Origin of the sequence: Clostridium culturomicium, assembly GCF_000821305.1 — a bacterium.
GTDB lineage: Bacteria > Bacillota > Clostridia > Clostridiales > Clostridiaceae > Clostridium_J > Clostridium_J culturomicium.
The window spans coordinates 391,648-408,313 of sequence record NZ_CCXK01000013.1; the positions used below are offsets into that span (position 1 = coordinate 391,648).

Sequence of the window (16,666 nt, forward strand, 5' to 3'; positions counted from 1 at the left end):
GTTTTGACATGGCTTTTGAAGGATTAGCTTCGAAATTACAAGATACCATTAAAAAGCTAAAGGGTAAAGGAAAGCTTTCAGAAAAAGACATCAAAGAGGCTATGAGAGAGGTAAAACTTGCTCTTTTAGAAGCTGATGTAAACTATAAAGTTGTTAAGGACTTTGTTAAGTCTGTAAGTGAAAAGTGCCTGGGAGATGAAGTTATGGGAAGCTTAACTCCAGGTCAGCAAGTAGTTAAGATAGTTAATGAACAGCTAACTGAGCTTATGGGTACTACTGACAAACCAATAGAGTTTGTTAACAACGGAATTACTATGATAATGCTAGTTGGACTGCAAGGTGCAGGTAAAACTACCATGGCAGGAAAACTTGCCCTTAACTTAAGAAAAAACAATAAGAAGCCGCTTTTAGTTGCATGTGACGTGTATAGACCAGCAGCAATAAAACAGCTTCAAGTGGTTGGAAAGTCAATTGACGTTCCAGTATTCACAATGGGAGATAAAAATAGTCCTGTAGATATCGCAAAAGCTTCAATTGAGCATGCTAAGAGCAATGGCTGCAATGTGGTAATTGTGGATACTGCTGGAAGATTACATATAGATGAAACTCTTATGGGAGAGCTGGAGGATATTAAAGCAGCAATAAATCCTAAGGAGATACTATTAGTAGTAGATGCTATGACAGGTCAAGATGCTGTCAATGTAGCAGAAAGCTTTAACAATACTTTAGATATTACTGGAGTTGTTGTTACTAAGCTGGATGGTGATACTAGAGGGGGAGCTGCTCTTTCTATTAAAGCCATTACAGGAAAGCCAATTAAATATGCCGGTATGGGCGAGAAAATGTCTGACTTAGAAGTATTCCACCCAGAAAGAATGGCATCAAGAATTCTTGGAATGGGAGATGTGCTTTCCTTAATTGAAAAAGCTCAAGCAGCAATCGATGAAGAAAAAGCTGCAGAGTTAGGAAATAGAATGATGAATCAAGATTTTAATCTTGAGGACTTCTTGGAAGCTATGAATCAGATGAAAAATCTTGGACCTATGGGTAAAATCATGGAAATGATGCCTGGAATGAATGCAAAGGAACTTCAAGGTGTTGACTTCTCTCAAGGTGAAAAGCAAATGGCTAAGATTGAAGCAATAGTTCATTCAATGACTACTAAAGAACGAAGAAATCCATCTCTAGTTTCAAATTCTCCTTCTAGAAAGAAGAGAATTGCTGATGGATCGGGTTCGACAATTCAAGCTGTAAATAAAGTTTTAAAAGATTTTGAAATGATGAAGAAAATGATGAAACAAATGAAGGGTATGACTGGAAAAGGCGGAAAGTTTGGCAAAATGGCTAAAAAAGGTTTATTCGGGAAATTACCATTCTAGTTTAATATACATTATCCTTTGAAGGAGGTGAAATACAAATGGCAGTTAAAATCAGATTAAGAAGAATGGGTGCTAAAAAAGCTCCTTTCTACAGAATAGTTGTTGCTGATTCAAGATCTCCAAGAGACGGAAGATTCGTTGAAGAGATTGGATACTACAACCCAACTACTGAGCCAGTTACTGTTAAAATCGATGCAGATAAAGCAGCTAAGTGGATACAAAATGGAGCTCAACCAACAGACACAGTTAAGAGACTTTTCAACAACGCAGGAATAAAATAGGAAAGTTTAGTGATTGGAGGCGCAATCCATGAAAGAATTACTTACAATTATTGCACAGTCTTTAGTTGATAACCCAAGTGCCGTAGAGGTAAAAGAAGTTTCTGGAGAGCATTCTATAATTTTAGAATTAAAGGTTGCTCAAGAGGACATGGGAAAAGTAATTGGTAAGCAGGGAAGAATAGCAAAGTCTATTAGAACTGTAATAAAAGCAGCAGCGATCAAGGAAAACAAGAGAGTTGTTGTTGAAATAGTGTAAGAGTTAGGGTAACCTAACTCTTATTTTTATATTAGTCTTTACTAGAAGTGGATTAAAGGTTAATATAATTAGGAAGTCAATTAGATAGATCGAACTGATCTTCTATTACATATAAAAGAAATTATTAGCAAAGTATAAGACTAAAGGGTAGCAAGCTGTTATAAAAAATTTCCATTAGTCAATAATATAAATGTGAGAATAAGGAGTATTAAAATGAAGGAATTTATAAGCATTGGACAAATTACTAAGCCTCATGGAGTTAGAGGTGAAGTTAAGGTTTTATCTTTAACAGACAGTTTAGAAAGATTTAAAGAGCTGGATAAGGTTTTAATAGATGGGAAGGAAGTTGCAATAACTTCAGTTAAGCTTCAAAGTGATAGAGCTATATTAAAACTTGAGGGTGTGGATACTATGGATCAAGCAGAAGATTATAGAAATAAATACCTTGAAGTGAGAAGAGAAGATGCTATGGAGTTAGAGGAAGGCTGCTACTATATAGCAGATTTATTAGACTGTGTAGTTTATGATACTGAGGGTGAAGAGCTTGGAAAAGTTTATGATGTTATAGAAACAGGAAGCAACGATGTTTACTGGGTAAAAGGTCCTGGAAAGAAGGAAGTGCTTATTCCAGCTTTAAAAACTATTGTTGAGGAAGTGGATATAGAAAACAATAAAATTGTTATTAAACCAGTAAAGGTATGGTCTGAGTAATGAAGATTGATATTTTAACTTTGTTCCCTGAGATGTTTAATATCTTCAATCATAGTATTATCGGCAATGCTATGGAAAAGGGGATTCTAAGTATAAAAGCTACTAACATAAGAGATTTTACTACTAATAAACATAAAAAGGTGGATGATTATCCTTATGGCGGTGGTGCTGGAATGGTTATGGCTCCACAACCAATAGTTGATGCTATACGTCATATTAAAGAAACTAACAAGGGGAAAGTTATATTTTTAGGACCAAGAGGAAAAACCTTAAATCAAGAGCTTTGCAAAGAGCTGGCGAAGGAGAAAGAGCTTATATTTTTATGTGGACATTATGAAGGTATCGATGAAAGATGCTTTAAACACATTGATATGGAGTTATCTCTTGGAGATTTTGTACTTACTGGTGGAGAAATGGCATGCATACCTGCCATAGATAGTATTGCAAGAATGATTCCAGGGGTTTTATCTTGTGATGAAAGTTATGAGGAGGAATCCTTCTATGATGGACTTTTAGAATACCCTCAATATACAAGGCCTTTTGAGTTTGAGGGGGAGGAAGTTCCTGGAGTGCTTATTTCTGGACATCATGAGAATGTAAGAAAGTGGAGAAGACTTCAATCACTTCTTATAACAAAAGACAGAAGAATGGACTTATATAAAAAAATTGAATTAACTAAAGAAGACAAAAAACTCTTAGAGAAACATTTTAAAAAATAGATTTTTAAAAGAAAAATATAAGTGGAAGATTAATGACGAAGTAAAGTTATCATTTGTGTTTTAATAATAAATAATGTTGCAAAATGAAATTAACTATGTTAAAATGAGGATTGTGCTAGTACGGGCGGTCCTCTGTCACGGAGTGTGTTAAGAACGTCATATTAAAATTTAGGAGGGAATGCACAATGTTAGATATAATAAGAGCTATAGAAGCAGAACAATTAAGAAATGATTTAGTTGAGTTCCAAGTTGGAGATACAATTAAAGTTCACATCAAAATTAAAGAGGGTAACAAAGAGAGAGTTCAGGTTTTCGAAGGAACTGTTCTTAAGAAACAAAACGGTGGAGCTAGAGAGACTTTCACTGTAAGAAGATTTGCATCAGGTGTTGGCGTTGAGAAGACTTTCCCTATTAACTCTCCAGTTATAGAAAAAGTTGAAGTAGTAAGAAAAGGTAAAGTAAGAAGAGCTAAACTTTACTACTTAAGAGACAGAGTAGGTAAAGCTGCTAAAGTTAAAGAGAGAATGTAAGAAAAATGGGACTGTTTAAGTCCCTTTTTTTATTATAATAACATTTAAATATGAGAATATTAGTAAAGAATCATAATTTTTAAGGTGAACTTACTACTTCAAAGTTAATAGCACGAAGCAGGTAGTTCTAATTAAGAATGATGGAATGCAGAATTAAGAATGAATGAAGTTTTTCCTTATAGTATTCCAAGAAATACCAATTAAGGTTTTTCAAATAGAAAGTAGAGGAGTTTTTCAAAGGCAATATACTAAATGATTTTAGGTGTATTAGAGACATTTAAGTAAGGTTTTAAAACTGTAAGATAAAATATAAGAAATTCCAAAGGAATTTCATCCATCATTCTACATTATTAATTATTAATTCTAAATTAAAATACAGGAGTGAAAAAAATGAGTATAAACTGGTTTCCTGGTCATATGGCCAAAACCCGCAGAGAGATAAAAGAAAATTTAAAGCTAGTTGATGCTGTTATAGAAATAAGAGATGCTAGAATTGCATACTCAAGCTCTAACCCTAACATAGAAGAAATTTGTAGTGGTAAACCGAGGCTGATTTTATTTAATAAAAGTGATCTTAGTGATGCTGGAGTTACTAAACAGTGGGTAAAAAGCTTATCTAACGAAAATACAAGAGTTTTATCTGTTAACTGTATTACAGGAGCAGGTCTTAATAAAATAAAGCCAACTTTAGATGAATTATTAAAAGAAAAACATGATAGAATGAGAGCTAAAGGTGTTGTAAATATCATAACAAGAGTAATGGTAGTAGGAATACCTAACGTTGGAAAATCTACATTTATAAATAAAATGGCTAAAAACAATATAGCTAAAACAGGGGATAGACCTGGTGTAACAAAAAATAAACAGTGGATAAAAACAAAAATAGGTATAGAAATGATGGATACTCCAGGGGTTTTATGGCCTAAATTTGAAGATGAAACAGTTGGATTAAATTTAGCGTTCACTGGTGCCATTAAAGATGAGATTATGGACATTGAGGAGTTAGCTTTAAAGCTTGTTGAGAGACTTCAAAATACCCATAGTGAAAGATTAATTGAAAGATATAAATTAAAGGAATTAGCAGAGAATCCTCTAGAGAATTTAGATGCAATAGCTAAAAAGAGAGGTGCTATAATATCTGGTGGAAACATAGATTATAATAGAGTTGCAGTAATGCTCTTAGATGAATTTAGAGGGGGTAAATTAGGGCCTATTTCATTAGAGGTACCTGATAAAGAAAAAAGGAATGAGTAATATTGAATTTTTAAATGGAATTAGCACTATGAGATTTAATGACATTAAATCAGCAGTAAGAGGTTTTATGGCTTTAAATCCTATAGTACACCATGAGAAGGATTATGAGGCAATACACAATATTTTATCTGCTGACCATAGAAAAAATGTTAGAGCATTAGGTGATACAGTGCAAAAAAGTATTACTAATCACAGGCATGAAATTGAAAGAGTTAAGGCTTTTTATGACTTTGATAAAAGTTTTGGACATAAAGTGGTAGCAGGTGTTGATGAAGTTGGCAGAGGTCCATTGGCTGGACCTATTGTTGCAGCAGCTGTAATTCTTCCAGAGGATTCTGAGGACTTAATTCTAAGAATAAATGATTCTAAAAAGTTATCTAAGGAACTTAGAGAAGAACTTAGTGAAATTATTAAGGAAAAGGCAGTAAGTTATTCTATTGCAATGAAAACCAGTGATGAGATTGATGAAAAAGGGATTGGTTTTTGCAATAATGAGATTTTTAAGGAAGCCATTGATGGGTTATCAATAGTTCCGGATTTAGTTTTATCAGATGGATATACAATAAAAGAATTTGCTTATAGAAATGAGGCTGTAATTAAAGGTGATACTAAAAGTGCTGCAATAGCTTGTGCATCTATAATTGCGAAGGTGTATCGTGATAATTTGATGGAAAAATTCGGAAAAGTATATCCCGAGTATAATTTTGATAAAAATGTGGGATATGGAACCAAAGAACATATCGAAGCAATCTTAAATCATGGCAGCTGTGAAATTCATAGAGAGAGTTTTTTAAGAAATATATTAGAAAAATAGATATATAAAAATAGACTATAGTTTTCTATAGTCTATTTTTTATATATATGTTAATTTTATATGAATCTTTACGGAGGTTATAATTGTTATGAAAATGCATTTTTTATGTGATTTATTTTGGGAAAATTAGATTTATCGGTGAAGATAACTTCTAAGGCGTCAAATCTACAAAAGTGTTTGAAGAGTTTATTTTTGCAGATAAAATATTCAGCGGTTTTTATAATTTTTCTTTGTTTAGCACGAGTAATGCTTTCTAAGGGGAAGCCGAATTTGGTGGTATACCTGGTTTTAACCTCAATAAAGCAAAGATATTTGTCGTGCAAAGCTATAATATCTATTTCACCAAATGTGCATGAAAAATTCTCTTCTATTATTAGATATCCATTTTCTACTAGATAATTTTTGCTTAAATCTTCACCGTAATTTCCTACTTCTTTATTTAAAATCTTCAATGTTAATCTCCTCTACTATAGAAACAATTTATTAATAGATTGAACAAAATATTTTGATTTTAAACACATAAATTTTATGATTTTGATTATACACAGGGTAATGGTCAATAATACAGCTATGGAAATGGAAAAAAATGTAGAGGTGATGGAATGTCGATTAAAATTAAGAGCGCAGCTTTTTCAGGTGTTGAAGGAGTATTAATTAATGTAGAGGTTGATATAACTTATGGATTGCCAGTTTTTAATATAGTAGGCTTAGGAGATATGGCGGTGAAGGAATCCAAAGAAAGAGTAAGAGCTGCAATTGTTAATTCAGGATTAGAGTTTCCGGTTGGAAGAATAACTGTAAATTTAGCTCCAGCACACATAAGAAAAGAGGGCTCCCACTATGATTTATCTATAGCGGTGGGGGTGTTAGCTGCAACCAATCAGCTTTTAATTGAGGAATTAAGTGAATTTATTTTTATTGGTGAAGTATCTTTGAATGGAGAAATTAACAAGATAAATGGTGCATTACCCATAATAATAGAAGGTAAAAGACATGGAATTAAAAACTTCATTGTATCTTTTGAAAATAGAAATGAATGTGCTTGTATAAGTGGTGTAAATATATATCCAATGGGAACCTTATCTGAGGTAATTCATTTTTTAACATATAAAGATGTTAAGCCTTATGAAAGAAGTAAGGCGATAGAGGTATCTCGTGAATATAAATATGATTTTGCAGATGTCATTGGACAAGAAGCTGCCAAAAGAGCTTTAGAAGTGGCAGTGGCGGGGAATCATAATGTAATTCTTTATGGTGCACCTGGGGCTGGAAAAACTATGCTGGCAGAAAGAATTATTTCTATCATGCCGAGCTTGAGTGAGAAGGAAGCTCTTGAAGTTACGAAGATATATAGCGTTAGTGGTGAATTAAGAGAAAATGAAATAATTAAAAATCGACCGTTTAGAAGTCCACATCATACTATTACAAATATTGCTCTTATTGGAGGAGGGAGAATTCCAATTGCGGGAGAGGTATCTTTGGCTCATGAAGGGGTATTGTTTTTGGATGAAATTTTAGAGTTTAATAAAAAGGCTCTGCAAGTTTTAAGGCAGCCTATGGAAGATAAAAAGGTTAAGTTGTCTAGGATTAATGGCAGTATAGAGTATCCTGCAAAATTTATGCTCATTGGAGCTATGAATCCTTGAGGGTTCAAGTAGTAACTCAGATGAATTCAAAATTACCTGGATATCGGGAATCTTATAACCGTCAACAACTTTAGTTGATACTACTATACTCTTAATTAATAACCTTATTATCTTTATTTTATCGTCATCAGATAAACTCTCAACTCTATCTCTATATAGTTCTAATTGAGATTTGTTTTTATTAATAACAGATTCTTTATTTTTAATAATGTCAATTTTAGAGTTTATTTCTGTCATTATACTTTCATAGCTAGTTATGTCTTTTCTAATATCACTTAATTGCTGTTCTAGTTCTTTTTCATCTATAATGTTTCGTCTAAATAGTTTTAAAATATTAGACTTCTCTCCTTCAAGCTCAACAAGTTTAATTTTGAAGTTATTTAAATCTTCATTTAAATTTTTAAGCTCTTTTTCATCATCAAGCTCAATAGTATAATCATCATAATTTAATAATATCTCTCTACAAATATCCCATATGTATTCTTCAATATCATCAGCAACTAAATTTATATTGTGACAATTAGTGTTATATATTTTTTTTATTGAACTTTGTTTACTACTACATGAATAGACAGAAGGTGATTTTCTATAAAAAACTCCATAGTAAGTTCTATCACATTCTCCACACTTAATTAAAGTTCTAAGTAAAAAAGTCCTATTAGGACTATTTCTATTAGCCATTTTCATGTTTTCTTTTCTGCTCTGAACTGCTTTTTCCCAAACCTCAATTGGTACAATTGGTGGAACTTCTCTTTTAATAGTTTCTTTCCTTTTATTAGATCTCTTACCATACTCATGTATTCCCATATACGTAGAATTAGATAACATTCTTTGAATGGAACCAGTACTCCATAAACTAGCAACTCCAGTATTTCTTTTTCCAGATTTTCTTGAATTATTAAAACATGGTACTCCTACAGTATTAAGATATACAGCTATATCAACTGTATTCATTCCTTCATTAACATACATATCAAACATTTTTCGAACAATAACAGCTTCATCTTCATTTACCTCTAAATAACCATCATTGTTCACATAATAACCATATGGAACTATACCGCCCAACCATTTACCTTGTTTAGCAGCTCTAGTTGCACCAAGAAACATTCTATCTAAGATATTATTTCTCTCTAATTCAGCCATATTGAGATAGTTAATAAATTGATACCTACCAGTAGGTGTGTTTAGATCAAAAGGTTCCGTATAACTTATAATCTCAACTTCGAATTTTCTTAATGATTCACTTGCTCGCAAGCCGCTTAATGTATCTCTTCCAAATCTATCTATTCTATATACTAAAATAGCATCAAATAGGCCTTTTTTAGCATCTTCAATCAATCTTTTACCCGCAGGTCTTTCTTCAAATGCAATGGTACCACTTATACCATCATCAAGATATTCGTTACATATAATCCAATCTTCTTTCATTTCAGAATAGGCATGTAAAATATCAACTTGGTTATCGATAGTCTCCCTTTTTCGTTGGTCATCAGAAGACACTCTGCAATATAGTGCTATTCTTTTCATGTTTCTAAATCACCTACTTTTGTCTATTTTTTCTTATAGTATTAATAGCCATATCAACAGCAAATTTAAATTGTTCCTTTTCGGATTGTGTCATTTGTATATTATCAATTGATATTTCATCATCAGATAAAATAAAATCAATTGCTTCACTTAAATCACTAATTTCATATGAATACTCATTTATGTTAAGTAAATCGTTTGTAGTAACTTCAAGTGCTATTGCTATTTTCTCTAATGTTTCACTCCTTAATCCTTGTCTTTTTCCAGTTTCTATCTGAGATATAGTTGCTACACCAACTTTTGCTTTTCTGCTTAGTTCATTAACTGATAGATTTTTTTCTTCTCTAATATGCTTTATGTTTTCTCCTAAAATTGAAACCACAATATCCACTCCTAAATCTTTATTCTATAAAAATATTATATCACTTCACGAAACGAAATAAAACAAAAACATTCCGACAACGAAACAAAAAAAGAAAATAATTTATTTTCATAATGTGAATAAAATTAAGAAAATTAAAGCAAAATAGAGCATTTACATGCTAATTTGATGTAATGGCAATAAAAGGATATAGACTATAATTGATTTTGTTTCGGAAACGAAATAGAATGTAAATATAGAGTTTCGGAAACGGAACAAGATATCGAAAGGAGGTACATGCCAATGAAGTTAAAAAAGTACATTAAAGATAAAGGTTTAACTAATTCCGAAGTATGCAGAAAAGCTGAAATTGGAGAGGCTACTTTAAGTCAATTTTTAAATAATAAAAGAGGAATAAACTTTGAAACAGCGTGCAAAATCTCTAAAGCTTTAGGAATTAGTACAGATCAATTGAAGAAATTATCGGAGGAGGGGAAAGAAAATGAAGGTAACTGCAACAATTAAAAATGGTAAAAGGAAAATTTATGTTACTCATACATTTAGCGGAGTTGATAAAAGGAAAGAAGCTGCCGATGTAGTTTTAGGAAATAAGAAAGTTTCATAGTGGACATGTAGTAAGGCATGAGCCTTATAAAAAATTTTTAAAATTGGAAATTGGACAAACACTGGTCATTATACTTTATGCATATGACTAAAGAAAAATGACTAAATTCTAAAAAATATTCAAGCGGCTCCTTCAGGAGGGTAATTATTGGAACGGCTCCAGTGAGAGGGTAAAGAAAATTAAGGAGGTGATGATTTGATAGAGGTAATAGTGGAAGAAACATTATGGTTTTACAGAACTGAGTTAATGCCACTTACTATAGGTAAGGTTCAAGATGGATATTCTTCATTAAGAAGATTAGATAGAAGTTTACCGATAGGGCATAGAGTTCGTGGAGATGTTGAATAGGAGGAAATAAAAATGAGTGAAAAAAATAAAACTACTCCTGGAGTGGAAGTCCAAGAGCAGTTCGTAGGTGAATGTGATAATTGTGGGTATGTAAATACAATTAATTTACAGTTACCTAAACACATAGTCCCTAAATTTTGCACACAATGTGGATGTGAAACTAAATACATTAAAAAGGCTCTTTAGTAGCTAATGTCGTTTCCTTTCCACATATAGGACAATATAAAGCAAATTCAGGCAGTTCAATCTTTTGACTGTTGATAAAACAGTTAGAATCTGAGCAAGTATTAAATTCTAAAAGTTTGCCACATTTCATGCAGTAAGTTGCAAGTGGACTTTCATATACAGGTGCATTGCAGTGTGGACATTTACTCATAAATATCACCCCCTTCCAATAATATTCTAACATTTACTGGGGGATAAAACAAAAGGAGGTAAAGTATGAACGATTTAATTAAAGTCACAACTACTGGTGAAGACATAACATTAAGTGCCAGAGAGTTACATGAGTTTTTAGAAATTAACTCTAATTTTACAACATGGTTTAAAAGAATGTGTGAATATGGTTTTACTGAACAGACAGACTTTATTCCAATTTTGGAAGAAAGTAATGGTGGAAGACCAGGAACAGATTTTGAAATTAAACTAGACATGGCTAAAGAAATAGCAATGATCCAAAGAAGTAAAAAAGGTAAACAGGCTAGACAGTATTTCATCCAGGTGGAAAAAGATTGGAATAGTCCAGACAAGATAATGGAAAGAGCTTTAATAATTGCTAGAGCAAGAGTTGAAAAACTTACTTTAGAAACTAAGCAACAAAAACAGATTATTGGAGAGTTAAAACCTAAGGCAGATTATACAGATACCATTCTTAAAAATAAAGGTTTAGTTACAATAACTCAAATTGCTAAAGACTATGGAATGAGCGGACAAGCCTTTAATAAGTTACTGCATGAACTAGGTGTGCAATATAAGCAGAGCGACCAATGGTTACTATATTCAGAACACCATAGCAAAGGATATACACATTCCGAAACAGTTCCAATAACAAGAAGCAATGGAACTCCAGATGTGAAAATGGTTACTAAATGGACACAAAAAGGGAGGCTGTTCCTATATGACTTACTAAAGCAGCATGAGATATTACCAACTATAGAAAGAGAGGAATAGCAATGAGCAAGAGAGTTAAAACAACAGATGCAGATATAAGAGTAAACACAACAACTATTGAGGTTATAGACATTAATGGAATTAGATTTGAACATGACGAGCAATTACCTTGTGTACAAGTTTATATGACTAGTTGTGATGGTGAGGAATTAGATTTACTTGATGAAATTGAAGTAACTGAAACAGAACCAATNTGTGAAGCTAACAATGTGCAAAATTTCAGAGGTAAGAATGTATGTCACAAATGTGCAACTGAGATTGGAAGGAAGTAAATGCAATGAAAACAGTGAGGAACATTATAGATTATTCACTAAGGATAACATTTATATATACATTCTGCTTAATATTTAATATTTTAGCAAAAAGTGTTGGATATTAGGAGGACAAGCTTATGAAGAAAGCACTAACAAAGAGTGAATTTATGGCAAAAGTAAATCATGATATTGATAAGAAAAGTATATGTAAAGATGAAGCTTTGAAATATTTACAGGCTAGAGGAAGTGAGATGAATAGAAGACATGCAATGCACCGTAAAAGGAGCCAAAGATAAGAAGAGCCTATCTGTAACCGACCAAAGTAAACAGATAGACCCATTAGTAATTATTCAAGATGATTATAACATAGGAGGATGTGAATGTTAAGAGTTGGTGAGAAAGTTAAGGTTAAAGACACTGACATGATTGGAACAGTAATTCGACATGGTGGGCAAGGATTATATAACTTAGATATTAAAACTAAACACAGCGCATTTGATAGAACTGTGTACGGTGAATGGGAATTAGAGAAAATTGGAGGTAATGAGGATGAATAAATTTGATTGGGATAAATTTAAAAATGAAAAAATAGCTGTTAATTGCAGAACAGAAGAAGCAGCTAAAGAGTTTATTGAAGAGTGTTATATCAGAGGGCTAAAGTGGATGAATGGATCAAGAAATATTACTTTTTACAACTGCTATAAAGAAGAAACAGCATATACCTTTAATTTTAAAGGTACTGGCTTTATAGGGTATTCATATACCCATTGGTATAAAAAAGAAGGTTATGAAATAGTTGAATATGAAAAGCAAACAGAGTTCACATTTCAGGAGGTAATTGCAAGGAATATTCCAGGAGTTTATGTTTGTACTGATAAAGGTTTAAGAATTGAATATGTTGTAATTAATGAAAATGGAGGAGTTTCAATTAAAGCTAATTATTCAAATTTAATAAATTCAACTATAGCAATACCGGGGTATGCAAGATTTAAATTTCAAGAACCTAAAAAACAATATACATTGTTCGAGGTTATTCATGCTGTTGGAGGTAAGCATTATACATTCAGAGCTAGTGACAATGAAAATTTAAAACCTAGAGATTTTGTTATATGCGACACACCAATGGGAAAAACATTCGGAAGAGTAGCAGGATCCATAACAAAGGAACTTACTGAAAAAGAGTATCTTGAATATAAAGAATGTTGGAGGGCTTAAGAATGGCAAATATAAATAATTTAGTCTTATCAAATACCAATAATCAGCTCATGACAATGATTGAAAAAGAAGCGAAAGCATTCCCAAAGGGATTTAACACCTTAAGATTTAAGCAAAATGCACTTACAGTATTACAAGGGGTAGACCTAAGTAAAATGGCAGGACAAGAGTTTAACCTAGCTAGATGCATTATAAAAGGAGCATATCTGGGGTTAGATTTTGCTAATAAAGAGTGTTATGTGATTACCTACGGAGGAAAGCCGGAGTTTATGACAGATTATAAGGGAGAGGAAAAGCTTGTATTAAACTTTGCAGCAAGGCCAGTTAAAAATATATATGCCCAGATTGTAAAAGAAAATGAAGAATTTTATGTTGAAACTGATGGAGAAAATAAGAAGGTTGTTCATAGACAAGGTTTATCAGATGGAAAGATATTAGGAGCCTATGCAGTTGTAATTTATAAAGATGGGACAAGCAACGTTGAGGTTATGACTAGAAAAGAGATTGAAACTGTTAGAGATAAATTTAGCAAACAACCTAAAGGTAAAGCATGGGCTGATTCCTTTGGAGAGATGTGCAAGAAAACTGTGTTGAGAAGGTTATGTAAGCATATACAACTAAACTTTGATAACTTGGAACAAATAAATGCTTGGCAAACTTCTAATGATGTTGATTTTGCCACTGATATGACATCACCTTATTACGGAAAGTCCTTAGATGAAATAAGGGATATGCGACTTAAGGAAATGAAAGAAAAGAATGCAGCTCTTGATAAGATGAAAAATGAATCTGATGAAGAAATTCCGTTCAGTGACTTTCAAGAAGCAGAAATTGTAGAGGAGGAATAAACATGGCAGTGGCGAGAACAGGGCAAGCTTGGAAAAGGAGGATAGGAGATAAAGCCTTCTATTCTCCGGATCTACAAGATGGTAAGTATTATATTCTAAAAAATGCTTTTATTACTCAAAATAAACAAGTTGAGTGCTATTCATTTGAAGAGGTTGAGATATATGACTAAGGAAGAAAGAGCTTATGACCTTCTCCTAAGGTGGGAGAATAATCCTCAAACTTGCGACAATAAGGATTGTGAAGATTGTGGGTTTTATGACTTCTGTGATGAAGTTAGAGACATAGTGAAGGAGGATAGCATATGGCGGAAGGTGTAAAGTGGATTCGAATAAATACAGATATGTTTGATAATGCAAAGATAAAGTATCTTAGGAGACTACCTGATGGCGATAAGATTATCTTAATATGGGTAATGCTACTTACGAAAGCTGGTAAGTGCAATAGTAATGGCTATATATTTCTAACTGAAAATATACCATACACACCTGAAATGTTGGCTGCTGAATTCGACTTTGAAGTTAGTACTGTTAATTTGGCACTAGGGTCACTAAGTAGATTGAATATGATTCAACAAAAGGAGGAAACCTTATTAGTTACTGGTTGGGAAGAACACCAAAATGCTGAAGGACTTGAAAGGATTAGGGAGCAAACAAGGAAACGGGTAGCAAAATGCAGAGAAAAACAGAAGTTAATACCTAGTAACGTTACAGGTAACGTTACAGTAACGGAGAGTAACGCAATAGATAAAGAAGAAGAAAGAGAAAGAGAAGAAGAAAGAGATATAGATAAGAATATAAAAAAGAAAAAGGTAACTGAATTTGATATTATTATTCAAAACTACACTGATAATGAAGAATTCCAGAGAGCTATTTATGAGTTTGTAAAGATGCGTAAGGCAATTAAGGCTCCAATGACAAGTAACGCATTGAAATTAATGCTTAAAAAGTTAGATAGGCTTGTTACTAATGAAAATGAAAAAATAGGAATACTGGAGCAAAGCATTATGAATAGTTGGAAAGGTATATTCCCACTAAAGACATCTCATAATTACAACCAAGGTGGTGGAAGTAGCCTAGATAATCTTAAATCTATGTGGGAGGAAGAGTAAAAATGGTTGAAATAAATAATATAGATGACCTTTGCAAAGTAAGCCATATGTTACCTCTTGTAATTTTAGAGGATATTAACAAAAGGATTGGTGATTGGTTAGCAGCAGGTGAAGACATTAACCATCCATATGTAATTAATCAGTGTAAATATGCAGAAAGAGTTATTAATTCACAAAGGAGGCCAAGCAGTGACGAAAAACGAGACAATTCAGTTATTAACTTTATTATCTAGCAACTATAAAAGTATTGATGACAAGCTAAAAGACAGAGATAAAGCCAAGATGTTACTAGAAATATGGCATGAGTGCTTAGGTGATCTAGATTACAAGCTATGTATGTTTGCAGTAAAGAAAGCTATTATGTCAAGTAGCTATCCACCGACTATTCATGATATTCGAAGTGCAGCAACTAGCATAGTTAAACCTCAAGAAAGTGACAAGACGGCAATAGAATACTGGAATGAAGCTTATAAGATGATTCGTAAAGGGAGTTACATGACTACAGAAGAGTTTGAAAAACATTCAGAACCAGTAAAACGATTCTTTGGAAGTGTAGCCCAGGTAAAGGAATTAGCCTTAACAGATGCGGATACTGTAAATACAGTAACAAAAGGGCAATTCTTGAAGCAGATAGATGTGATCCAGGCTAGAGAAAAGGAAATGGAGCTATTACCTGTAGCAATGAGGGAAACAATAAATCATCTAAAAATAGGACAAGCTTCAGATGCAAAACAGCTAAGGGGGAATTAAAGTGAAAAAGTTGAAAAAGTTAACGAGAAATCAGAAGGAATTTTTAGCGGAGCAAGGATATAATGCAGATGATTTCTTGCTCGAGAGAAAGGATGCATGGAACTTCGTGTTTTATAACATTCATACAAAGCAGCTTATGGAGTTTAGGTACTAGGGTGTTTAAAGGAGGAACAAAATGTTTAACGGACGAGTTAATTTAGTAAAAAGAAATAAGTTAGTACATGCTGGTATTAAAGTGTATAACGGTGGTTGGCACATCATTAGTGCATGTAACACTACATGGGATATAAAGGATAAGGTTGAAGAAGGTAATGCTTCAGAGGTTACATGTAAGAGGTGTAGAAAACTGTTGGAGAGAGCAGACGAAAACGGACATGTAGTTTTAAAGCCTAATAAAAGGTAGTCTGTAGAAATTGTGAAACCAAATCAAGGGGGAAATATGGCTAGAATAACTAGAAAATATTTAACTGAAAAATATAATGTAGACTTTTGGAAAGAATACAGTTTTCACTTAAAAACAATGACTTGGGTATGTGTTAAAGCCTATGACGGTGAGTTTATATGTGAGTGTAGAACCTTACAAGAGGTAGAAGAAAAATTAAAGGTAATTAATGCGTAATTCAACTAAAACAAGAATTTAGGAGGTAAGTAAAAATGGATACAGGGTTAATTTTAATAGCAATCGGGTTATTAGCAACTTTTCACCTCATGAGTGTTATTACTCTTAAAAAGAAGTTAGAAGCCGTGAGCGAGCGATTAGACAAGCAGAAAGGCTATTGGAAGAGTGTAGAGTATAGCAGAGAGATACAGAGTAATCAGCTTTCGAAAGAAATTCAAGAAAAGGTAGATTGTAGTACCAAAGAAAT

At 32.7% G+C, this 16,666-nt stretch carries 31 protein-coding genes; 27 read left to right on the plus strand and 4 right to left on the minus strand.

The window, feature by feature from the left end:
* Positions 1-8 precede the first annotated feature (8 nt).
* The 8 genes from ffh (at position 9) to BN1075_RS03815 (ending at position 5,944) form a co-directional block, all read left to right on the plus strand.
* Positions 9-1,379, plus strand: a complete 1,371-nt coding sequence (gene ffh / locus BN1075_RS03780; protein ID WP_040191697.1) for a signal recognition particle protein — start codon at positions 9-11, stop codon at positions 1,377-1,379.
* Positions 1,380-1,417: 38 nt separating this feature from the next.
* Complete coding sequence (gene rpsP, locus BN1075_RS03785) at positions 1,418-1,660, plus strand: 30S ribosomal protein S16 (RefSeq protein WP_040191699.1); 243 nt, start codon at positions 1,418-1,420, stop codon at positions 1,658-1,660.
* Positions 1,661-1,688: 28 nt separating this feature from the next.
* The gene (locus tag BN1075_RS03790; protein WP_040191700.1) at positions 1,689-1,916 is read left to right on the plus strand and encodes a KH domain-containing protein; all 228 of its coding nucleotides are present in this window, start codon (positions 1,689-1,691) and stop codon (positions 1,914-1,916) included.
* A gap of 213 nt (positions 1,917-2,129) precedes the next feature.
* Positions 2,130-2,627, plus strand: coding sequence for a ribosome maturation factor RimM (rimM, locus tag BN1075_RS03795; protein WP_040191701.1), 498 nt, complete (start codon positions 2,130-2,132; stop codon positions 2,625-2,627).
* Positions 2,627-3,346: a tRNA (guanosine(37)-N1)-methyltransferase TrmD gene (gene trmD, locus BN1075_RS03800; protein WP_040191702.1), complete on the plus strand. Its 720-nt coding sequence runs from the start codon at positions 2,627-2,629 to the stop codon at positions 3,344-3,346. The genes rimM and trmD overlap by 1 nt, the downstream gene beginning before the upstream one ends.
* 185 nt (positions 3,347-3,531) lie before the next feature.
* Positions 3,532-3,876, plus strand: coding sequence for a 50S ribosomal protein L19 (gene rplS / locus BN1075_RS03805; RefSeq protein WP_040191703.1), 345 nt, complete (start codon positions 3,532-3,534; stop codon positions 3,874-3,876).
* A gap of 390 nt (positions 3,877-4,266) precedes the next feature.
* Entirely contained in the window at positions 4,267-5,130 is an 864-nt protein-coding gene (gene ylqF / locus BN1075_RS03810) for a ribosome biogenesis GTPase YlqF (protein WP_040191704.1), read from the plus strand.
* A 67-nt stretch (positions 5,131-5,197) separates the two neighbouring features.
* The gene (locus tag BN1075_RS03815) at positions 5,198-5,944 is read left to right on the plus strand and encodes a ribonuclease HII (RefSeq protein WP_235777751.1); all 747 of its coding nucleotides are present in this window, start codon (positions 5,198-5,200) and stop codon (positions 5,942-5,944) included.
* Positions 5,945-6,030: 86 nt separating this feature from the next.
* On the opposite strand, the gene BN1075_RS03820 is transcribed toward BN1075_RS03815, so the two are convergent.
* Positions 6,031-6,396 carry a YraN family protein gene (locus BN1075_RS03820; RefSeq protein WP_040191706.1) on the minus strand — a complete coding sequence of 122 codons (366 nt, stop codon included), beginning with the start codon at positions 6,394-6,396 and terminating at the stop codon, positions 6,031-6,033.
* 150 nt (positions 6,397-6,546) lie between these two features.
* On the opposite strand from BN1075_RS03820, the gene BN1075_RS03825 reads away from it, so the two are divergent.
* Entirely contained in the window at positions 6,547-7,590 is a 1,044-nt protein-coding gene (locus BN1075_RS03825; protein ID WP_040191790.1) for a YifB family Mg chelatase-like AAA ATPase, read from the plus strand.
* On the opposite strand, the gene BN1075_RS03830 is transcribed toward BN1075_RS03825, so the two are convergent.
* Positions 7,489-9,120, minus strand: a complete 1,632-nt coding sequence (locus BN1075_RS03830; RefSeq protein ID WP_052406369.1) for a recombinase family protein — start codon at positions 9,118-9,120, stop codon at positions 7,489-7,491. The genes BN1075_RS03825 and BN1075_RS03830 overlap by 102 nt on opposite strands.
* 13 nt (positions 9,121-9,133) lie before the next feature.
* Positions 9,134-9,502 (minus strand): helix-turn-helix domain-containing protein, encoded by a 369-nt coding sequence (locus tag BN1075_RS03835; protein ID WP_042386885.1) that lies wholly within the window; start codon positions 9,500-9,502, stop codon positions 9,134-9,136.
* A 282-nt stretch (positions 9,503-9,784) separates the two neighbouring features.
* Here BN1075_RS03835 and BN1075_RS03840 point away from each other — a divergent pair, with 282 nt between their 5' ends.
* From BN1075_RS03840 to BN1075_RS21405, 4 genes are all read left to right on the plus strand, one after another.
* Positions 9,785-10,006 carry a helix-turn-helix transcriptional regulator gene (locus BN1075_RS03840; protein WP_040191707.1) on the plus strand — a complete coding sequence of 74 codons (222 nt, stop codon included), beginning with the start codon at positions 9,785-9,787 and terminating at the stop codon, positions 10,004-10,006.
* Positions 9,984-10,106 (plus strand): hypothetical protein, encoded by a 123-nt coding sequence (locus tag BN1075_RS22325; RefSeq protein ID WP_268871532.1) that lies wholly within the window; start codon positions 9,984-9,986, stop codon positions 10,104-10,106. The genes BN1075_RS03840 and BN1075_RS22325 overlap by 23 nt, the downstream gene beginning before the upstream one ends.
* A 195-nt stretch (positions 10,107-10,301) precedes the next feature.
* Positions 10,302-10,454 (plus strand): hypothetical protein, encoded by a 153-nt coding sequence (locus tag BN1075_RS21400; protein ID WP_156132730.1) that lies wholly within the window; start codon positions 10,302-10,304, stop codon positions 10,452-10,454.
* A 12-nt stretch (positions 10,455-10,466) separates the two neighbouring features.
* Positions 10,467-10,640, plus strand: a complete 174-nt coding sequence (locus BN1075_RS21405; protein ID WP_156132732.1) for a hypothetical protein — start codon at positions 10,467-10,469, stop codon at positions 10,638-10,640.
* Here BN1075_RS21405 and BN1075_RS03845 read toward each other — a convergent pair.
* Entirely contained in the window at positions 10,624-10,830 is a 207-nt protein-coding gene (locus BN1075_RS03845; protein ID WP_040191708.1) for a hypothetical protein, read from the minus strand. The two genes, BN1075_RS21405 and BN1075_RS03845, sit on opposite strands and share 17 nt — an antisense overlap.
* A gap of 65 nt (positions 10,831-10,895) precedes the next feature.
* Between BN1075_RS03845 and BN1075_RS03850 the strand changes: the two genes are divergently transcribed.
* From BN1075_RS03850 to BN1075_RS03895, 14 genes are all read left to right on the plus strand, one after another.
* Positions 10,896-11,624 (plus strand): phage antirepressor KilAC domain-containing protein, encoded by a 729-nt coding sequence (locus tag BN1075_RS03850; RefSeq protein WP_040191709.1) that lies wholly within the window; start codon positions 10,896-10,898, stop codon positions 11,622-11,624.
* A gap of 391 nt (positions 11,625-12,015) precedes the next feature.
* The gene (locus BN1075_RS21410) at positions 12,016-12,174 is read left to right on the plus strand and encodes a hypothetical protein (RefSeq protein ID WP_156132734.1); all 159 of its coding nucleotides are present in this window, start codon (positions 12,016-12,018) and stop codon (positions 12,172-12,174) included.
* An 84-nt stretch (positions 12,175-12,258) separates the two neighbouring features.
* The gene (locus BN1075_RS21415) at positions 12,259-12,435 is read left to right on the plus strand and encodes a hypothetical protein (RefSeq protein WP_156132736.1); all 177 of its coding nucleotides are present in this window, start codon (positions 12,259-12,261) and stop codon (positions 12,433-12,435) included.
* Complete coding sequence (locus tag BN1075_RS20560) at positions 12,428-13,093, plus strand: hypothetical protein (protein WP_052406370.1); 666 nt, start codon at positions 12,428-12,430, stop codon at positions 13,091-13,093. The genes BN1075_RS21415 and BN1075_RS20560 overlap by 8 nt, the downstream gene beginning before the upstream one ends.
* Positions 13,094-13,095: 2 nt before the next feature.
* On the plus strand, positions 13,096-13,941 hold the full coding sequence (locus BN1075_RS03865) for a RecT family recombinase (protein ID WP_042386887.1): 846 nt from the start codon (positions 13,096-13,098) through the stop codon (positions 13,939-13,941).
* Positions 13,942-13,943: 2 nt separating this feature from the next.
* Positions 13,944-14,111 (plus strand): hypothetical protein, encoded by a 168-nt coding sequence (locus tag BN1075_RS21420; protein WP_156132738.1) that lies wholly within the window; start codon positions 13,944-13,946, stop codon positions 14,109-14,111.
* The gene (locus tag BN1075_RS21425) at positions 14,104-14,259 is read left to right on the plus strand and encodes a hypothetical protein (protein ID WP_156132740.1); all 156 of its coding nucleotides are present in this window, start codon (positions 14,104-14,106) and stop codon (positions 14,257-14,259) included. The genes BN1075_RS21420 and BN1075_RS21425 overlap by 8 nt, the downstream gene beginning before the upstream one ends.
* Positions 14,244-15,050, plus strand: a complete 807-nt coding sequence (locus tag BN1075_RS03870; protein ID WP_052406371.1) for a phage replisome organizer N-terminal domain-containing protein — start codon at positions 14,244-14,246, stop codon at positions 15,048-15,050. Before BN1075_RS21425 ends, BN1075_RS03870 begins: the two co-directional genes overlap by 16 nt.
* A gap of 2 nt (positions 15,051-15,052) precedes the next feature.
* Positions 15,053-15,283, plus strand: coding sequence for a DUF6877 family protein (locus BN1075_RS03875; RefSeq protein ID WP_040191711.1), 231 nt, complete (start codon positions 15,053-15,055; stop codon positions 15,281-15,283).
* Positions 15,240-15,800, plus strand: a complete 561-nt coding sequence (locus BN1075_RS03880; protein ID WP_040191712.1) for a replicative helicase loader/inhibitor — start codon at positions 15,240-15,242, stop codon at positions 15,798-15,800. The genes BN1075_RS03875 and BN1075_RS03880 overlap by 44 nt, the downstream gene beginning before the upstream one ends.
* A gap of 1 nt (position 15,801) precedes the next feature.
* The gene (locus BN1075_RS21430) at positions 15,802-15,954 is read left to right on the plus strand and encodes a DUF6906 family protein (protein WP_156132742.1); all 153 of its coding nucleotides are present in this window, start codon (positions 15,802-15,804) and stop codon (positions 15,952-15,954) included.
* 21 nt (positions 15,955-15,975) lie between these two features.
* Positions 15,976-16,203 carry a hypothetical protein gene (locus BN1075_RS03885; RefSeq protein ID WP_040191713.1) on the plus strand — a complete coding sequence of 76 codons (228 nt, stop codon included), beginning with the start codon at positions 15,976-15,978 and terminating at the stop codon, positions 16,201-16,203.
* A 36-nt stretch (positions 16,204-16,239) separates the two neighbouring features.
* Positions 16,240-16,419 carry a hypothetical protein gene (locus BN1075_RS03890; RefSeq protein WP_040191714.1) on the plus strand — a complete coding sequence of 60 codons (180 nt, stop codon included), beginning with the start codon at positions 16,240-16,242 and terminating at the stop codon, positions 16,417-16,419.
* A gap of 35 nt (positions 16,420-16,454) precedes the next feature.
* A partial coding sequence (locus tag BN1075_RS03895; protein WP_040191715.1) for a hypothetical protein occupies positions 16,455-16,666 on the plus strand: 212 nt, incomplete at its 3' end.

Excerpts from the sequence above, each read along its gene's own strand:
- BN1075_RS03845 (WP_040191708.1), bottom strand. The coding sequence starts at position 10,830 with ATGAGTAAATGTCCACACTGCAATGCACCTGTATATGAAAGTCCACTT.
- BN1075_RS20560 (WP_052406370.1), top strand. The coding sequence starts at position 12,428 with ATGAATAAATTTGATTGGGATAAATTTAAAAATGAAAAAATAGCTGTT.
- BN1075_RS22325 (WP_268871532.1), top strand. The coding sequence starts at position 9,984 with ATGAAGGTAACTGCAACAATTAAAAATGGTAAAAGGAAAATTTATGTT.
- BN1075_RS03840 (WP_040191707.1), top strand. The coding sequence starts at position 9,785 with ATGAAGTTAAAAAAGTACATTAAAGATAAAGGTTTAACTAATTCCGAA.
- BN1075_RS21405 (WP_156132732.1), top strand. The coding sequence starts at position 10,467 with ATGAGTGAAAAAAATAAAACTACTCCTGGAGTGGAAGTCCAAGAGCAG.
- BN1075_RS03790 (WP_040191700.1), top strand. The coding sequence starts at position 1,689 with ATGAAAGAATTACTTACAATTATTGCACAGTCTTTAGTTGATAACCCA.
- BN1075_RS03890 (WP_040191714.1), top strand. The coding sequence starts at position 16,240 with ATGGCTAGAATAACTAGAAAATATTTAACTGAAAAATATAATGTAGAC.
- BN1075_RS03885 (WP_040191713.1), top strand. The coding sequence starts at position 15,976 with ATGTTTAACGGACGAGTTAATTTAGTAAAAAGAAATAAGTTAGTACAT.
- BN1075_RS03875 (WP_040191711.1), top strand. The coding sequence starts at position 15,053 with ATGGTTGAAATAAATAATATAGATGACCTTTGCAAAGTAAGCCATATG.
- BN1075_RS03830 (WP_052406369.1), bottom strand. The coding sequence starts at position 9,120 with ATGAAAAGAATAGCACTATATTGCAGAGTGTCTTCTGATGACCAACGA.
- ylqF (WP_040191704.1), top strand. The coding sequence starts at position 4,267 with ATGAGTATAAACTGGTTTCCTGGTCATATGGCCAAAACCCGCAGAGAG.
- BN1075_RS21410 (WP_156132734.1), top strand. The coding sequence starts at position 12,016 with ATGAAGAAAGCACTAACAAAGAGTGAATTTATGGCAAAAGTAAATCAT.
- rimM (WP_040191701.1), top strand. The coding sequence starts at position 2,130 with ATGAAGGAATTTATAAGCATTGGACAAATTACTAAGCCTCATGGAGTT.
- BN1075_RS03870 (WP_052406371.1), top strand. The coding sequence starts at position 14,244 with ATGGCGGAAGGTGTAAAGTGGATTCGAATAAATACAGATATGTTTGAT.
- BN1075_RS03815 (WP_235777751.1), top strand. The coding sequence starts at position 5,198 with ATGGCTTTAAATCCTATAGTACACCATGAGAAGGATTATGAGGCAATA.
- BN1075_RS03825 (WP_040191790.1), top strand. The coding sequence starts at position 6,547 with ATGTCGATTAAAATTAAGAGCGCAGCTTTTTCAGGTGTTGAAGGAGTA.
- BN1075_RS03850 (WP_040191709.1), top strand. The coding sequence starts at position 10,896 with ATGAACGATTTAATTAAAGTCACAACTACTGGTGAAGACATAACATTA.
- rplS (WP_040191703.1), top strand. The coding sequence starts at position 3,532 with ATGTTAGATATAATAAGAGCTATAGAAGCAGAACAATTAAGAAATGAT.
- BN1075_RS03865 (WP_042386887.1), top strand. The coding sequence starts at position 13,096 with ATGGCAAATATAAATAATTTAGTCTTATCAAATACCAATAATCAGCTC.
- BN1075_RS21425 (WP_156132740.1), top strand. The coding sequence starts at position 14,104 with ATGACTAAGGAAGAAAGAGCTTATGACCTTCTCCTAAGGTGGGAGAAT.
- ffh (WP_040191697.1), top strand. The coding sequence starts at position 9 with ATGGCTTTTGAAGGATTAGCTTCGAAATTACAAGATACCATTAAAAAG.
- trmD (WP_040191702.1), top strand. The coding sequence starts at position 2,627 with ATGAAGATTGATATTTTAACTTTGTTCCCTGAGATGTTTAATATCTTC.
- rpsP (WP_040191699.1), top strand. The coding sequence starts at position 1,418 with ATGGCAGTTAAAATCAGATTAAGAAGAATGGGTGCTAAAAAAGCTCCT.
- BN1075_RS21420 (WP_156132738.1), top strand. The coding sequence starts at position 13,944 with ATGGCAGTGGCGAGAACAGGGCAAGCTTGGAAAAGGAGGATAGGAGAT.
- BN1075_RS21415 (WP_156132736.1), top strand. The coding sequence starts at position 12,259 with ATGTTAAGAGTTGGTGAGAAAGTTAAGGTTAAAGACACTGACATGATT.